Annotated in this window: 15 protein-coding genes; 3 read left to right on the forward strand and 12 right to left on the reverse strand. The window is 58.7% G+C overall.

Annotated elements, in window-relative coordinates:
• Positions 1-4 precede the first annotated feature (4 nt).
• Positions 5-1,900: an aldehyde ferredoxin oxidoreductase C-terminal domain-containing protein gene (locus tag C3B54_RS06670; RefSeq protein ID WP_104913805.1), complete on the reverse strand. Its 1,896-nt coding sequence runs from the start codon at positions 1,898-1,900 to the stop codon at positions 5-7.
• A complete protein-coding gene (locus tag C3B54_RS06675; protein WP_104913806.1) occupies positions 1,900-2,874 on the reverse strand; it encodes an aldo/keto reductase in 975 nt (324 codons plus the stop codon). Before C3B54_RS06675 ends, C3B54_RS06670 begins: the two co-directional genes overlap by 1 nt.
• A 102-nt stretch (positions 2,875-2,976) precedes the next feature.
• Here C3B54_RS06675 and C3B54_RS06680 point away from each other — a divergent pair, with 102 nt between their 5' ends.
• Positions 2,977-4,272 carry an enolase C-terminal domain-like protein gene (locus C3B54_RS06680; protein ID WP_211286288.1) on the forward strand — a complete coding sequence of 432 codons (1,296 nt, stop codon included), beginning with the start codon at positions 2,977-2,979 and terminating at the stop codon, positions 4,270-4,272.
• A complete protein-coding gene (locus C3B54_RS06685; RefSeq protein ID WP_104913808.1) occupies positions 4,269-5,030 on the forward strand; it encodes an SDR family NAD(P)-dependent oxidoreductase in 762 nt (253 codons plus the stop codon). Before C3B54_RS06680 ends, C3B54_RS06685 begins: the two co-directional genes overlap by 4 nt.
• 245 nt (positions 5,031-5,275) lie before the next feature.
• Here the strand turns inward: C3B54_RS06685 and C3B54_RS06690 are convergent, their stop codons facing one another.
• The 6 genes from C3B54_RS06690 to C3B54_RS06715 form a co-directional block, all read right to left on the reverse strand.
• Positions 5,276-6,796 (reverse strand): sugar ABC transporter ATP-binding protein, encoded by a 1,521-nt coding sequence (locus C3B54_RS06690; RefSeq protein WP_104913809.1) that lies wholly within the window; start codon positions 6,794-6,796, stop codon positions 5,276-5,278.
• Positions 6,789-7,775 carry an ABC transporter permease gene (locus C3B54_RS06695; RefSeq protein WP_104913810.1) on the reverse strand — a complete coding sequence of 329 codons (987 nt, stop codon included), beginning with the start codon at positions 7,773-7,775 and terminating at the stop codon, positions 6,789-6,791. The genes C3B54_RS06690 and C3B54_RS06695 overlap by 8 nt, the downstream gene beginning before the upstream one ends.
• The gene (locus C3B54_RS06700) at positions 7,772-8,815 is read right to left on the reverse strand and encodes an ABC transporter permease (protein ID WP_104913811.1); all 1,044 of its coding nucleotides are present in this window, start codon (positions 8,813-8,815) and stop codon (positions 7,772-7,774) included. The genes C3B54_RS06695 and C3B54_RS06700 overlap by 4 nt, the downstream gene beginning before the upstream one ends.
• Positions 8,815-9,903, reverse strand: a complete 1,089-nt coding sequence (locus C3B54_RS06705) for a mandelate racemase/muconate lactonizing enzyme family protein (protein WP_104913812.1) — start codon at positions 9,901-9,903, stop codon at positions 8,815-8,817. Before C3B54_RS06705 ends, C3B54_RS06700 begins: the two co-directional genes overlap by 1 nt.
• 151 nt (positions 9,904-10,054) lie before the next feature.
• Complete coding sequence (locus C3B54_RS06710; protein ID WP_211286289.1) at positions 10,055-11,149, reverse strand: sugar ABC transporter substrate-binding protein; 1,095 nt, start codon at positions 11,147-11,149, stop codon at positions 10,055-10,057.
• A gap of 158 nt (positions 11,150-11,307) precedes the next feature.
• On the reverse strand, positions 11,308-12,474 hold the full coding sequence (locus C3B54_RS06715) for a fumarylacetoacetate hydrolase family protein (protein WP_104914318.1): 1,167 nt from the start codon (positions 12,472-12,474) through the stop codon (positions 11,308-11,310).
• Between the two features lie 382 nt (positions 12,475-12,856).
• Between C3B54_RS06715 and C3B54_RS06720 the strand changes: the two genes are divergently transcribed.
• The gene (locus C3B54_RS06720) at positions 12,857-13,528 is read left to right on the forward strand and encodes a GntR family transcriptional regulator (RefSeq protein WP_245867843.1); all 672 of its coding nucleotides are present in this window, start codon (positions 12,857-12,859) and stop codon (positions 13,526-13,528) included.
• Positions 13,529-13,540: 12 nt separating this feature from the next.
• On the opposite strand, the gene C3B54_RS06725 is transcribed toward C3B54_RS06720, so the two are convergent.
• The 4 genes from C3B54_RS06725 to C3B54_RS06740 all read right to left on the reverse strand — a co-directional run bounded on the left by C3B54_RS06725 (position 13,541) and on the right by C3B54_RS06740 (position 15,294).
• Positions 13,541-13,882: a type II toxin-antitoxin system PemK/MazF family toxin gene (locus tag C3B54_RS06725; protein ID WP_104913813.1), complete on the reverse strand. Its 342-nt coding sequence runs from the start codon at positions 13,880-13,882 to the stop codon at positions 13,541-13,543.
• The gene (locus C3B54_RS06730) at positions 13,879-14,100 is read right to left on the reverse strand and encodes an antitoxin MazE-like protein (protein WP_104913814.1); all 222 of its coding nucleotides are present in this window, start codon (positions 14,098-14,100) and stop codon (positions 13,879-13,881) included. The genes C3B54_RS06725 and C3B54_RS06730 overlap by 4 nt, the downstream gene beginning before the upstream one ends.
• A gap of 64 nt (positions 14,101-14,164) precedes the next feature.
• Positions 14,165-14,611 carry a helix-turn-helix domain-containing protein gene (locus C3B54_RS06735; protein ID WP_245867846.1) on the reverse strand — a complete coding sequence of 149 codons (447 nt, stop codon included), beginning with the start codon at positions 14,609-14,611 and terminating at the stop codon, positions 14,165-14,167.
• Positions 14,608-15,294 (reverse strand): nucleotidyl transferase AbiEii/AbiGii toxin family protein, encoded by a 687-nt coding sequence (locus tag C3B54_RS06740; RefSeq protein ID WP_104913816.1) that lies wholly within the window; start codon positions 15,292-15,294, stop codon positions 14,608-14,610. Before C3B54_RS06740 ends, C3B54_RS06735 begins: the two co-directional genes overlap by 4 nt.
• Between the last annotated feature and the right edge of the window lie 208 nt (positions 15,295-15,502).

Genomic DNA, 15,502 nt, shown 5'->3' on the forward strand with positions numbered 1-15,502 from the left:
CCTTTTACTTGTTGCCTCTAGTAGTCATTACCTCAGTAGCCATTACCTCAGTAGTTACCTCTGAGAGTTCCTCATCGAGGTGTGAATCCACCCTCGAGAGTGCTGCGGCCAGGTCGCTGCCGGGGTCAACACCGTCCGTGGTCCACGACAGTGCTTTTCGGACGTACTCGGTGGCGTCCTGAAACTCGGCCCGGTCGATGACGCTTCCTGTGAGGGGGCCGGCGGGCAGCGGTTGGCTGAAAAACCGCTCAGGAAGCCGATCGCTATCAGAAGCGATCCCCAGTCTCTGGTTGGCATCGCGCAACATGCCAAGGCGTAGTAGTCCCCAACGGTCAATGTCAGTGCGTGTGACCTGGTCGGGAAGGTACTGATTGGCTAACGCCACCACATCGTCAGTGCTTAGTTCCCTGGTGGGTGGCCCGGCGTATTCACACACCCCTAAAGCGTCCATGCCACTCCAGAGCAGCCACAGTGAGACGATGCTGTCATGGCGCCTGGAATCCAGGGTGCCCATGGGCAAACCCCCTGCCGGAATGCCCAAATCGGCGCCCACTTCGCTTCGCTCAGGTCCGACACCGGCGGGATCAAAATCAATGTCGTGTTCGAACACGTCATAGCGTGGACCCGTCGGGTTTAGTGCATACCCGACGGCGAGGCCTTGGTTGGCCCGAGGGTCAAAGGGCGGAATGACCATGGCTTTTACCCGCTCATCCAGACCGCTACCTAAAGGCTTTTCTTCCAGTGCGCTGGCCAACCGATCAGCCAGGGGGCCTGTGGAAGCCTCTGCGGGGCGCGAGGTGTTGTGGCTGCGAAGCGCCTCTTCAGCCGCTAAGTGCTCAACCCCCCAGTCGTGACAGAGAGAGTTGAATTCAACCAGCTCTTTCGGGTCGGTGACATTTGATTGGCTGGCTAGTGCCGCAATACCCAATTGGTGGACTCGGCCACCATCGACGGGTTTACTCCCATCGATGTGGAAGCTTTTCAGACACGACTGCGGGCAGCCAGGACAGGCATCTTCGCCGTCATCGACGGCGAAAGGCATGAACGCCTTCGCGTCGAAATCGACCAAACCGGCAACAGGTTGTCCACTAAACCCGTCACTGCTGGCATAACCCAGTGCCCCTTGGGAGGGCCAGAGGCCAAAACCGGGATAGTCCCGCTCGCTTTGTGCGAGCGGGTTGGTGTCAATGGACTCTCGATACCTGGTGGTGATGTCTGATTCGAGTGCCGTGGCCGCCAGCTCGACACCGCCCTCTCGCAGGACAATGGCTTTCAGGCCCAATTGGCCACAGACGGCACCCAAACCGCCCTGACTGGTGGGAAAACCACAGTTGGTGACAATCGATGCCGCAGGATGCCCCGCCATCCCCCTGGAGCCTGTGGTGATCACCACATCGTCTGGCCCTTCTCGAAGCAGCGAATCGGTCCCGAACACTTCAGAGTCGACATATTCGCTTGCATCCAGAAACTCTCCGTCTAACAGGACCGCATCAAGCGCACGGGCTTTGTGGGAGTTGTCTTGTTGTTGCCCTGGTTGTTTGGCTGCTTGTTGGGCTGGGCTCCCCGCACTCAGTTGAACGGCGACGGGGTCTGCGGAGTGGCCATAGATCACCACAGCATCTAGACCGAGCCGGCGCAGGCCTCGAGCAAGTCTGCCTTCAACTTTTGCTTCGGTAAGGACGGGTGCGAGCGGGGAAATACCCGTAATGCTCGCGACTTGACCACCGACAACGGGCGCTCCGGCGATGGGGCCTCGCCCAATCACCAAGAAAGGGGTGTGGCCTTTTCTCATCGCCCAGCGGGCGAGCGCAGTGGGCAGGGGACCATGATCTAAGCCCCACGTCGGCGAGAAGGTGTGTACCTGCCTCGCCGCCACATCCACTACGGCCACACCTGCCACTAGAGCCCCAAGGGCCTAATCAGGCCTTTGTCCTCAAGGTCAGTCCACAGCTGTTCGGGCACTTCGGTGTCGAAGGCTTTCACGTTGGTGTCGAGCTCAGCCGCGGTGCGCACCCCGGTTAATACCGCTTTGGTGGCGGGGTGTCGAAGGGGGAATTGCAATCCGACGGCTTCGACGGGCACGCCGTAGGGGGCGATTGCGTCGTGAATGGCTCGGGTGCGCTCAAGAATCTCTTGTGAGGCGGGAGCGTAGTTGTAGGTGGCCCCTTCCACGGGGTTCACGAGCACCCCAGAGTTGAATACTCCAGCCCCCAGGACGGAGACGTCTCGGCGGTGTGCTTCAGGGAGGAACTCGTCGAGGGCGATCTGGTCGAGCACGGTGAAGCGCCCGGCAACGAGTGCCACATCAATGTCGGTTTCTCGCACAAAACGGGTACCAATTTCGGCGAGGTTTGTTCCCACACCGATTGACGAGATGAGCCCTTCACGTCGCATCTTGTCGAGTTCGGGGTAGGCCTCGTTGATGGCTTGGTCGAGGTAGTCGTCGGGGTCGTGGATGTAGAGGATGTCGATCGAGTCGATACCTAAACGCTCCAGGCTGGATTCAAACGAGCGCCTGATCCCAGACGGCGTGTAGTCAAACACGGGGATAAACGGGTCGAGGTCGACATATTCGTTGGGTTCTGTGGATTGGCCGGGCTCCAGTACACGGCCCACCTTGGTGGAGAGTCGAAAAGCACTGCGGGGCACTTTCGCGAGCCCTTTACCGATTCGCCGCTCTGAGGATCCGTGACCGTAGAAGGGCGCGGTGTCAAAGTAGGTGACCCCAATGTCCAGGGCTCGGGCGATCAGTTCGTCGACATCCTGGTCAGATACGGAACTAAATAGTCCGCCTAGCGGTGCACAGCCGACTCCCAGTGCGCTCACGGTCAATCCTGCGCGACCAAAGCTCACCTGGTCTTGATGCGTGGCCATAGTGCCCTCCCCCTCATTGCGGTTGCATATGGACTCTGCCGAAATCATATATGCTTTGGCCCAGGTTTTGATACCCCTCTACCCTCAGGAAGGCGGTCACCGGTGACCACAATCATTTCGGCTACGACCCACGATGTCCGCTTCCCCACTGGGAAGCACGGCCACGGCTCGGACGCCATGAACAAAGATCCGGACTATTCGGCCGCCTACCTCATCCTCGAAACCGACCAAGAAGGTCTCTCCGGTCACAGCCTGGTCTTCACCATCGGTCGAGGTAACGACTTACAGTGTGAATCAATCGCCCAACTCGCTGAAGCCGTCATCGGCGAAAACATTGAAGGGCTCGTCGACCGGATCGGCGACATTGGTCGCGATTTGGTCCGCGACTCCCAAATGCGGTGGTTGGGACCCGAAAAAGGTATCCCCCACATGGCCGCCGGTGGCGTCATCAACGCCCTCTGGGATTTGGTCTGCAAGGTAGAACAAAAACCGCTCTGGCAGGTGTTGGCTCACTTAAGCCCCGAACAGCTGACCAACCTGATCGACTTTCGCTACCTCACCGACGCCCTCACCCCGGAAGAAGCGCTTCACATTTTCCAGGAAATGGAACCGCACCGGGCAGAAAACGAGCGCATCCTGCTCGAAAAGGGCCTGCCGGCCTATACGACCACCCCAGGGTGGTTGGGCTACACCGACGAGACCATGGTGCGCCTCGCCCACGAAGCCATCGCCGATGGCTTCACACTCATCAAGATGAAGGTCGGCGGGTCACTCGATAATGACCGCCACCGCATGAAACTGATGCGTGAAACCGTGGGGCCCGACATCACCCTCGCCATCGACGCCAACCAGGTGTGGGATGTGCCAGACGCCATTGCGTGGATTAAAGGTCTAGAAGACGACAAAATCCACTGGGTGGAAGAGCCCACCAGCCCGGACGACATTTTGGGACACAAAGCGATTCAAGATGGCATCGCCCCCATCAAAGTCGCCACCGGCGAGCACGTTCACAACCGCATCATGGTGAAACAGCTCCTCCAATCGGGCGCCATTTCGTTCCTCCAAATCGACGCCACCCGGGTGGCCGGTGTCAACGAGAACATCGCCATGATCGCGATGGCGAAAAAGTTTGGTGTTCCCGTCTGCCCACACGCTGGCGGAGTGGGCCTGTGCGAAATGGTCCAACACTTGGCCATGTTCGATTCGGTGGCCGTCTCCGGCCACCACGATGGCCGCGTGGTCGAATTTGTGGACCACCTACACGAACACTTCGTGATCCCCACCGTGATTGACAAGGGCCGCTACATCGCCCCCACCACCCCGGGCGCGGGAGCGGAAATGAAAGCCGAGTCCATCAGAGACTTTGACTACCAGACCGGTAAGGAATGGCACGCATGAGTAAAGATTTCGCCGGCCTGAGTGCCATTGTCACAGGAGCGGGTTCAGGAATCGGGTTAGAAGTAGCGACCCGACTGAGCGCCCAAGGTGCCACCGTGGTGGGCCTCGACCTCCATGAGGGTGGCCTTGCCGGCGTCGCCGAGTTCGTCGCCTGCGACATATCTGACGACGACAGTGTGTCGCAGGCGACGAGCGCCGTAAAAGACATTCTGGGTGCAGGCCTCGACGTCTTAATTAACAACGCCGGTGTGGGCTCAATCGGCACGGTGGTCGACGCCACCCCCGAGCAGTGGCAACAAGTTTTCGGTGTGAATGTGTTTGGTACCGCACGCGTCGTTCGCGAGTTTTACCCCATGCTTCGCGCTGGCGCCAACCCGGTGATCGTGAACACCTGCTCGGTTGCAGCCCCCGTCGGTATCCCCAAGCGCGCTATTTACAGCGCCTCGAAGGGTGCACTGGAGTCCCTCACTCGCTCAATGGCTGCGGACTTCCTCGAGGAGGGAATCAGAGTCAACGGCGTCAACCCGGGAACAGCAGATACCCCTTGGGTTCAGCGCCTCCTCGACCAAGCTGCTGATCCGGTGGCCGAACGTGTCGCCCTCGAAGCGAGACAGCCCATTGGACGCCTAGTCTCGCCCGAAGAAGTCGCCCACGCGATCATGTATTTGGCGCACCCGCAGTCGCTTTCCACCACCGGCACCATTCTCTCGGTCGATGGTGGGCTGTCCACCCTCCGGGTACCCCCGCGCACCAAATAGCGACGGCCTGAACAACACTCAACACGGCGTAGGGGTGCGCTGGAGCGTCTCGCCACTCGCCTGGGTGCGCCGTAGCGAAGTCCCTTAATGGCCTCTCTTAGTGGCGGGACGCAGTGGTGTAAGCCACTGGGCCTAAGCCAGTGGACCTAAGCCGCTGGACCTGAGCCACTGGTTCGACCCAGCGCAACGACCCAGCGTGTGAACCCGCAATGCACCGCGGCCACACGCGACCCGACCTGCTGAGGTTAGACGACGGCTTCTTTCTTGCCCGCCTGAATCGCGTCCATCACTTTGGTGGACATCTCCGGGTAGTCCTTCGAGTTATCAAACTCACCCACGAACTGGTAGTCGCGCATGACCATAATGCGATCAGCCACAGACACCATTTCGGGGAGGTCACTGGAGATGAGGATCACCGACATGCCCTCATCGGCGAGATCCATGATGAGGTCGTGGAAGGTGGCTTTGGTCCGCACGTCAATACCGACCGTGGGCTCATCGATGATGATGATTTCTGTTTTCGCCGCCAACCATTTCGCCAGGCTGACCTTCTGCTGGTTACCACCGGAGAGGTTTCCCGCTAACTGTTTGACCGAGGCGACACGAATACCCAACTTTTCGACGTATTCGTTGGACACGTCAGATTCTTTGTCGTGTCGAATGACCCCGAGTAGTTGTTGAATTTTCCGCCAAATGGTGACCGCAACGTTTCGGTTGACCGAAAAGTCGAGGAAGAGGCCCTCTTCTTTGCGGTTTTCGGTCACATAACCCATGCGGTAACGGTGCAGAGCATCACGGACATCCCGAATTTTGATGGCCTTACCCCGCAGGAGGATGTCGCCGGAGACGATGGTGTGCAGACCCAGGACACTGCGCATCAGTTCACTGCGTCCGGCACCGACGAGACCGTAAAGGCCGAGAACTTCACCCTGATACAAATCCAGTGATGCACCGGGGTGGCCGAGTGAGGTCACCACGTTGTCGAGCTGGAATACTGGTTCGCCTTTCAAGACTTCCCTGAAGCGCTTGTCCCGCTCGGCAAGTTGACGACCCACCATCGCCGCCACAATTTCTTGCTGGTTGTAGTTCGAGAGCGGTTCCGATTGGATGATGCCTTCACCATCTCGAAGCACGGTTACCGTGTCACACACAGCGAAGACTTCTTCGAGCTTGTGGCTGACAAACAACACGGCGGTGCCCTGTTCTTTGAGTTTCTCCACTACCTCAAACAGGCGGTTGGCTTCCGCACCAGAAATGGAGGCGGTGGGCTCATCCAGGAGCAACACTTTGGTTTCCGTGACGATCGCTTTGGCGATTTCCACCAACTGCATTTGTGCCACGGACAGGTTTTGGGTGATTTCATCAGGATCGATCAGCAACCCCAGTGAATCCAAGGCCTTCTTGGCCATTTCCGTGCGCTTGGCCTCATTGATAATGCCCAAACGGTTGGGTTGTTCCTGGAGAACAATGTTTTCTGCCACCGTGAAATACGGAATGAGGTTTCTCTCCTGGTGGACCACCCCGATTCCCGCTTTGGCGGCCTCCAGTGGGGAGTTAAACGACACACTCTCACCGTCGATGAGGATTTGGCCCTCATCGGCCTGATAGACACCGGTGAGGATTTTGATCAATGTCGACTTCCCGGCCCCGTTTTCGCCCAGGAGGGCTTGCACTTCACCGGCGCGAAGCGACATCGTCATGTTGCTGAGGGCGCGAACCCCAGGGAACGATTTGGAGACAGACTCCACCCGCAATACGTCACTCATCAACAACCTCCACAAACTTTTGGCGCTTAATTTCGGCTCGCCGGCGGCGCCATTCACTGAGCGCCACCGTTGAGAGGACAACGGTTCCAATTGACAGGTTGACCACACTGGGATCCAGTGAGTACTGCGCCCTGGCAATGTCCACCAGGCGAATCACTGACGCCGCCATCACGGTGCCATAAATGGCCACCACACCACCACTCATCAACACCCCGGCAATAATCGGTGCGGCGAAGCTCGCCAACAACCAGTCACCACCGACCGAACGGTTAATACCCCCCAGTGAAGTGATCGTCACAATGGCCGCCACACCCAGCAGGGTTCCAGAAAGCGTGTGGGCCAAGAAAATTGACTTCTTATTGGACACTCCCGACAGGCGCGCAGCCAGAGGGTTGGCCCCCGAGGCGAGCATTTTGCGCGCCGTGATGTTGGTTCGGTAGAACCAAGCAAGAATGAGCGCCGTGACGACGGCGATCATAAACACGGTCGGGATGTTGAAGAAGCTGATTTTTCCGAAGGCTTTCACCGCGTCCGGGTAGGAGTCGATGGTGAAGCTTCGCACAAACGCATACTGCACACCTTCCAAAATGGTCAGTGTTCCGAGCGTAATGATGAAGCCGTTGAGTCCTGTCGCCACCACCAGGGCACCGTTTAGTGCACCCATCAGGGTGGCAGCCACGATGCCGGTCACCATGGCAAGCCAAATGGGGGCTTCCCACGAGACCATCATGTGGGCCATCAGAGCTGCGGTGGCACCACCCATGGCTCCCACCGCGAGGTTTAACTGACCGACAGCCAACACCACCATTTGCGCCAATCCGATCAGGATCGGAATGGCCAAATAGGTGAGGAAGCTGCGGATGGACTGACCGGAGAAGAGCACGCCACCACTGGTCGATGCGAGGGCCAAGAAGCCCACAATAAACAGCAGTGTTAGTGAAAACTCTGTGGTCCGAAGACGCTTGATGAGAAACTTCATGCCACTTTTCTCCTTCTGAACAGACCAGTGATGGAGGTGCGAATCTTGTCGGCTGAGAGTGCCAGCAACAAAATCACGCCCAGAGCGATGTTCAACGTCTCGAGGCCGATTCCTTCAACCAGCAACCCTTGGCGGATGATCAACCACAGCAGGGTGCCGATCATGGTGCCAAACACTCCCACCACACCACCAGTGAGCAAGGTGCCCGCGAGCAGTGGTCCGAGGAAGGACGGCAGCAACAGTTCGTTTCCGATTGCTGCCGAGAATGAGCCGTTGACGTAGGCGAGGAAAATTCCGCCCAGTCCCGACAGTGCGCCGGAGAGGGTGTGTGCCTGAATGATGCGGGCGTTTACCGGAATACCCGACAGCCTGGCCGCACGGACGTTACCGCCCGTGGCGAGTAGTTCACGACCGAATCGGGTCTGGTGGTACACAAACCCCATAATCGCGACCACCAGCAGCGCCGGGAACAAAATGAGGGGCACCACGCTAGGGCCACACCAACCCAAGAGACAAATATCGGCCAGGGAGCCCTGCCGTATGGTGTCCATCCCGTCGGGTTTGACCGTGAATGCCGCCGCGTCAGTAATAGAGATGTAGGTAAAGGTCACAAGCCCCAGCAATGCGAAGTCCATCGCCAGAGTCACAATGAAGGCGTTGACCTGCGACTTCACAATGATGTAGCCGGTGAGGGCACCCAGCAAAGCACCACTGGCAATACCCAAAATCAGTCCGGCCGTCAGCCCAAAGCCCAAGCGTTCATAGGTGAAGCCTGCGACCATCGCTCCCACGGCGGCCATTCGACCGACCGCGAGGTTCAGGTGGCCGATGGAGAGGGTGGCTAACTGCGCCAGACCCACGATGGTGATGACTGCGGTGTCTCGAAGCAGCGGGAAGATCACAAATTGACCGTTGAGGAATGAGGGCGTGCGAATGGCGAAGGCCAAGAACACGGCAATCACCAGCACAGCCAAAATTGCCCGCTGATCAGTCGCTATATGGGCGAGCCTCGCCCCCAGCTTTTCTGACGCGCTATTCATCAGGCCACCACCAACCTTTCGATTGCCTCAAAGTCCCATGGAATACCCAACCCCGGTGCTTCTGGGGCGAGAGCATAACCATTGTCGATTGTCACCCGCGACGTTGTCACCGCGGTGAGCTGTGGGATGTGTTCCACAAAGTGCCCGTTGGCCACACCGGCCGAGAGCGACACGTGCAACTCCATCAAAAAGTGTGGACATACGCTGACGTTATACGTCTCCGCGAGGTGTGCGACTTTCAGCCACGGCGTGATGCCTCCGACCCGGCCGACATCGACCTGGATAATGCCGGCAGCACCCTGGTGGAGGTATTGCTGAAACTGTGCCGCCGAATACATTGATTCGCCCACCGCAATGGGAATAGTGGTGGCTTTCACGAGTTGGGCGTGCTCGGCGACGTAGTCAGCCGGCATCGGCTCTTCTAACCAAAACAACCCGACCGGTTCCAAAATGCGTGCCCGCTTAATCGATTCGGCGAGCGTCATGAACTGGTTGGCGTCCACCATGATGGCCATTTCTGGTCCGACGGCTTCGCGCACCGCCATCAGGCGATCCAAATCCTCTAAGGGGTCGGGCTTGCCGATTTTCAGTTTCACACCCGGCCAACCCTTTTTCTTTGACTCGACGGCACCGCGAACGAGTTCTTCAGCGGAGATGTGGAGCCAACCACCCTCAGTGTCGTAAAGGGTTACACGATCGTTGGAACCGCCAACCATTTTCCACAGGGGCAAGCCACTGTTCTTGCCCCGCAGATCCCACAGCGCCGTGTCAATGGCGGCCACCGCGGCGGAAGTAATCGCGCCGGTGGTGGTCGCCCTAGTGCTGTAGTAGACGGTGTTCCAGATGTGATCGATGCGATCGGCGTCCATACCGATCACTTTTTCCAGCAGGTAGTCGCGCAGCAGCGCGAGAATCGCTGTCCCACCGGTTCCGATCGTGTAGCTGTAGCCCACACCCTCGACACCGTCTTCGGTGGTGAGGTGGACGAAAATTGTCTCTTGCTTGAGGAACGCTTGCACGGCATCTGTTCGAGGGGTTTCGACGGGGATATCGATGAGATAGGCCCTCGCGGCAGAAATCTTAGCCATGGCGTCCTTGCCTTAGTGGAGAAGTGAAGTCTGGGGTGAAGCGGTGAAGCAGTAGAGCGATTGAGCAGTAAAGCTGTGGAGCGGGTGGTGCTTTTTCCTTCCAACGGGGGCGGCCCGAGGGCCGCCCCCGTCAGAGAGGAACCTGCGTGTGTTAGTTGCAGGTCATGTAGTCGTTCTGGAACGCAGCGAGGATTTCCTTCGACGTTGCTTCGCGCTCAGCGTCGTAGGTGTCCACGTTTTCTGTCGTGACCAGGAACGAACCGGAGTCCACGTAGAGACCTGGTTCGTTCATTTCGCAGTATCCGGTCTGCAGTGCAGCAAGCACCCAGCTACCGACGTAGGCCTGACCCCAGGGGTTCTGGACTACGGTTCCGGAAATGGTGCCTTCGCGGATTGCATCGAGGATGATCTGGTCGTCGTCAATGGCGATGACCTTGATCGGCAGACCGGTGTCGCCGACGCCTTCAGTGGCCGCAACGGCCGGGTTGTAGGCGGTGGTGACGATACCGTTCACGGCGTCGCCCTGAGCAGCGAGAAGGTCAGTAACGGCCTTCTGTGCCGACTGCAGGTCGGTGTCGATGTCGGTGATGGTGGTCAGCAGCGTGACAGCACCGTCGGTCTCGTCGATGGCTGCCTGGACACCGTCGATACGACGAACGGTGTTGGAGTCCACAGCGTTTCCGGTGAGGTGCACAATCGCGCCCTCGCCACCCATCTGCTCGATGAGTGCCTGAGTAGCCAGGTAGGCGGCTTCACCGGTGTCAGTCGAGAGGCAGAACGAAGCCTCGTTGACGTCACCTGCGGGGCAGGATGCCAGTGAACCGGTCGCAAAACCCTGTTCGTTCAGGTTGCTGAAGGTGGTGTTGATGTCGGTCGGGGACACACCGAAAATTCCGAATGCGTTGAATCCCTGAGCGGCCATCGAGTCGATGGCTGAGTTGTGCTTGGTCTGGTCCCACTCGCCGGTTTCGTTGAACTCGGTGGCGCCGATTCCAAACTCCGCTACGGCAGCTTCGCCACCAGCAATCCACGGCTGGAAGTACGGGTGTGCTCCACCCGGAACCAGCGCGACCTGAACTGACGAGAAGTCGGGGCCGTCTGTTGAGGTGCTTTCCTCGGTCGACTCCGACCCAGTGTCAGTGGACTCTTCTGCTGCCTCTTCCGCCGGAGTACAACCGGCGAGGACGAGGCCTGCAGACATTGCAAGCGCGGCGAAAGCCACACTGCTACGTCGCCTGAGCATCATATTTTTCCTCTCACTTATTTTCTCCCCTGGTGCAGGGGGGACTGGATGGACCTATCTAACCTGACCGCCAGAAAAATATCAACTATCCAGAGAATAGATATTTATTTGTGACTTCCGGGCAGTGGGAATAGCCACAGAAATAGGTCGAAAGGGCGCACTCAGTGAGCATTCTTCGACGCCTCACCGAGGTAGTCCATCATCGCCCGAAGCCCGAAATTCCAGGGCTCTAGCGCTTCAGCCGGCCCCGTCGTGTTCACCAGAGCGCCCAGGTGTTCGCTCCTGATCTCGACACGGTCACCGTGTTTGTGGGTAAAGCCTCCCCCTGGCGTGTCGCGATCCTGAGTCGGCGCAAACAACGTTCCGGTATACAGCGCGAAGCCATCAGGGTATTGGTGGTGGGCTCCCCAGGTTGCCGATACAAGGGATTCGAGCGGCCGGGAGATTTCCGCCACCGAGTTCACACCGTGCAACTCATAGCCGTCGGTGCCACTCACCTGGAGGTGAATCTCCTCAGAGGCGACAGTGTCCGGGGTGAATTGCTCGTCGAATACTCGAATGAATGGACCCAGCGCCGACGAGGCGTTGTTGTCTTTGGCCTTACCCAGCAGCAGAGCACTTCGGCCTTCCACATCGCGCAGGTTAACGTCGTTGCCGAGGGTGGCGCCCACGGCGACACCCTTCGAGTTCACAATGAGCACCAGCTCTGGTTCTGGGTTATTCCAGGACGAAAACCCAGGAATACCTACCTTGGCGCCCCATCCCACAGAGGAGAGCACCGGGGCTTTAGTGAACACTTCGGGGTCAGGGCCAATGCCCACTTCGAGGTAGGCCGACCACACACCCTGTTCGATCAGGATGTCTTTGACGGCTTTGGCTTTTTCACTTCCCGGCTCGATGCCTTTCAAGCTGCCGCCAATGGCGGCAGTGATGTGCTCGCGCACCTGTTGGGCTTTTGCGGCATCACCGGCACATTTTTCTTCAATGACCCGCTCGATCATGCTGCCCACAAACGTCACACCACAGGCCTTCACCACCTGCAAGTCAATCGGTGCCAGGAGGTAGGGCTGAGTCCGATCCCCGGCTTCGGACGCCGCCAACACGTCGTTCAGTGGGTAACGCGCGGCACCAGGCAGGACGGAGTCGGCAACCGTGTCGGGGTGTTCCATGGCATCAGACACGGTGCGCACAAGTGGGGTGATGTCGACAAGTTCTTCGCCTTCCACCACACACACGCGAGGACCCCCATTAGCGGGGTCGAAGACTCTTCCGACCAGTAGCGCTCTGCTCGAGTCAGCGGGTAACACTTCCTGGGCTGTCGTGGTCATGGTTGCTGCCTTCCCGGTGTCCGGTGGTGCCATGGCTTAGGCAGCCTCCGCGGACTCTCGCTCGTCCACACTATTTTCTCTTGCTATCAGATTAAGCAGAACTATATAGTTCAGACCAACGCCGTGGGGGTGCCAACTGACCGACACGGCGCACAGGAGGAGAAAATGTGCACGAAACATCCTCTGGTTTACCCTAGAAAGCGACAAGACTGTGGGAATAAGGACACACTTCGCATCATCGCCGATGCGGTAGTGCCAAACCCACATCGCTGAGGAGAAAACATCGTGAGCGTAACGACACCGGATACAGCAAGTGCGACTCCCACCAGTGCACAAAATGGTGACACCCTCGCCCCCCCCAGCGCGTCTGACTACCGCCCAGGTGTATGAAGCATTGCGCCGCAAGATCCTTGACCACTCTATCCCGCCATCAACCAAAGTCAACATCCACCACATCTCCCAAGAATTCGGCGTCTCCCCCACCCCCGTGCGTGAGGCCCTTAGGCTCCTCCAAGGAGACAACCTCCTGGTGGCCACATCCAATAAGGGCTATGCCACCACCGCCATCCTGGACCGCCAGGGCGTGCGCGACCTTTTCGAATTTCGACTCCTGTTTGAACCGTGGGCGGCCGGAGCGGCGTCGGCCAACCGACTGGGCAACCCAGCGACCACGTTGCAGAAAGAACTAGAAGATTTTCACTCCACCAACGACAGCATGCAGCAGACCCTCATCGCTCACGACAATCGCTTCCACACAGCGATTTTGACCTCAGCGGGCAACCTCACCGTGCTCAAAGCATTCGAACAATCCCACTGCCACCTGCACCTGTTTCGGATGTATACAGCCAACTGGGATTGGCAAGCGACCATTGCCGAACACGAAGTGATTGCCGGGGCGGTCAAAGACGCCGACCCCAAAGCTGCCGAAGAGTCCATGAAGGAACACCTGCACGCGGCCTTTAGGCGCTTTTCCAGCGCGATGGACGAACTCGAAGAAGAAGACGCCTTCGATATTCGGGCCACCGGTTCCGCACGACTCGTTGACGGCTCCTAGAAGTACCCAGGTCTAACGCCCAGGGGGCTGGCCAAACCCCAAGACAAGCCCCAGCGCGTGATTTACGCTTCTCATCTGGGGGCGAGCGAGAGAGCCAATTACTGCGCCTAATGTGGTGGTCGGTACGGCAGTAACTTTGTCGGTCATGATTACGCAGTCTGCCGCCAAGCCGTTGTCAGCGGTCGCCGAGACAGCAAGGCGAATACGGCCATCGGCGGGACTTGTGGTGGATAGCGGGCACACCACCACTGAACTCAATGCCTGAAGTGCATCGTCTTGGACAATGAGCACCGGCCGTGGTTTTCCTGCATAACCTGAACCGGCTGAGGCGAGAACGAGGTCGCCTCGCCTCACTGATCGTCCTCAGCGAGCGCGTAAACAAACGCCGCGTCGTCAGCAGCACCCGGGTATGCCTCAATCGCGTGGCATACCGCCGCCAATTCCGCTCGTACTTCGGCGTTGCTGGTGTCGGGAAGCCACATCTGAACGGGCTTCAGGCCCTCACCACGCAGTCGTGCGCGGTGGTCTGCCACCCGCACCCTCACGCGCCTGTCCCCGCTTCGCTTCACCATAACCATAAGCGTACATGTAACAATCGGCCCATGTCGCGAGGGTACTTCACGCGGGATTAAACCTTCAGGATTTTTCCACAGCCTGAACCACTCGCTCCATTCGGACCATGAGTGCAGCAGAGGGAACGACTTTTCCCGAAAGGTAGGTACTCAGCCTGGAAGGAGAGGTTCCGATTGCCCGAGCGAATTCTGCTCTGGTCAACCCCGAAGCCTCCAGGTGTCCTCTAATTCGCCGGGCAACCTCGAAGCGTTCTTCGCTCTCAGCGCGCGAGCGTGCACGATCCAGCATGAGTCGAAAAAAGGCCACCTGGCGCGCATCCTCGGCATAGCCGAGGTAGGCCTCGAGGGCGCGGGCAACTTTGCCCCAGGGGTGTTGGCGAATGTGGGCAATAAGCGGACGCCAATCGGGTAGTAGCCCGTGCTCGATGACAGACACCATGCCCTCATATGGCCAGGTTTCCACCGGGTCAGCAGTACTGCCATCGACGTTTCGAAACAGCGTCATAGTCATGAGCTCGCCAAACCCACGGCGATCTGTTGGCACACCGCCACCACTTCAGACCAGTCATGCCATCTCGGCTCAAGTGCTTTATACCGATCGAGCTCAGCAATGACAGCGGCGTCCTTGGGCTTTGGGGCTGCCAGTGCAAGCGCGACCTCTGTGGAAACCAATTGAGCCTCGTCGGAGCGAGCTGCATAGTAGTCATCAATTCGAGCGAGTACCTCTGTTGCACGCTCGAGACCTACACGGTCGGCCAAAGCCGCCAAGTCCAGAAAGTCCCGAACTGCTCCCCGGTCGACGGTCAAAAACGCCTTGATGCGGAGGATTTCCTCCAGCGTGGGGACCCGCACCGAAACATCCTCTGAAATCTCCCACATCTCAGTCTCGATGGGGGCTGTTCGCCGAAGCTGCCTAATTCCCGCCTGAACCCCATCGAGGGAGCCCATCAACGTGAGTGGTGGGTGACTTGCCCGCACCGCAGTGGCCCAGCCGTCAGTGGCCTCCACCGCATCAACCACGCTCGCATACCGATCCGTGAGATCAGTAAGGACATGATCGTGGTCAAACGAGACACGATGGCCCGCATGCAGGGCAGCAGCCGACCCTCCCACAAGAGTGAGGTCGGGAACTAACCGTTGGAGCTTGGCCGCCGACTCCAGCACTCGGTCGAACGCAGTTTTTGGGTTCACCATGGGAGTAATGTATCACATCTGATACGGATCGTCAGGGCCCGAGGCGCCTCCTCGGCTTCGGCGTGTGGCATGCTCCAGAGGATCCGTGTGTCCATAAGGATTCACCTGAGACGAAGCGACCCTCGCCCTTCGCCCGGCCACCGCCTGGGGTCCCCTCCGCTGACTAGGGTCACGCTATGCGCGTTATGTGCCTGCATCGCCAGCAATG

This window comes from Pontimonas salivibrio (genome assembly GCF_002950575.1).
Lineage (GTDB): Bacteria > Actinomycetota > Actinomycetes > Actinomycetales > Microbacteriaceae > Pontimonas > Pontimonas salivibrio.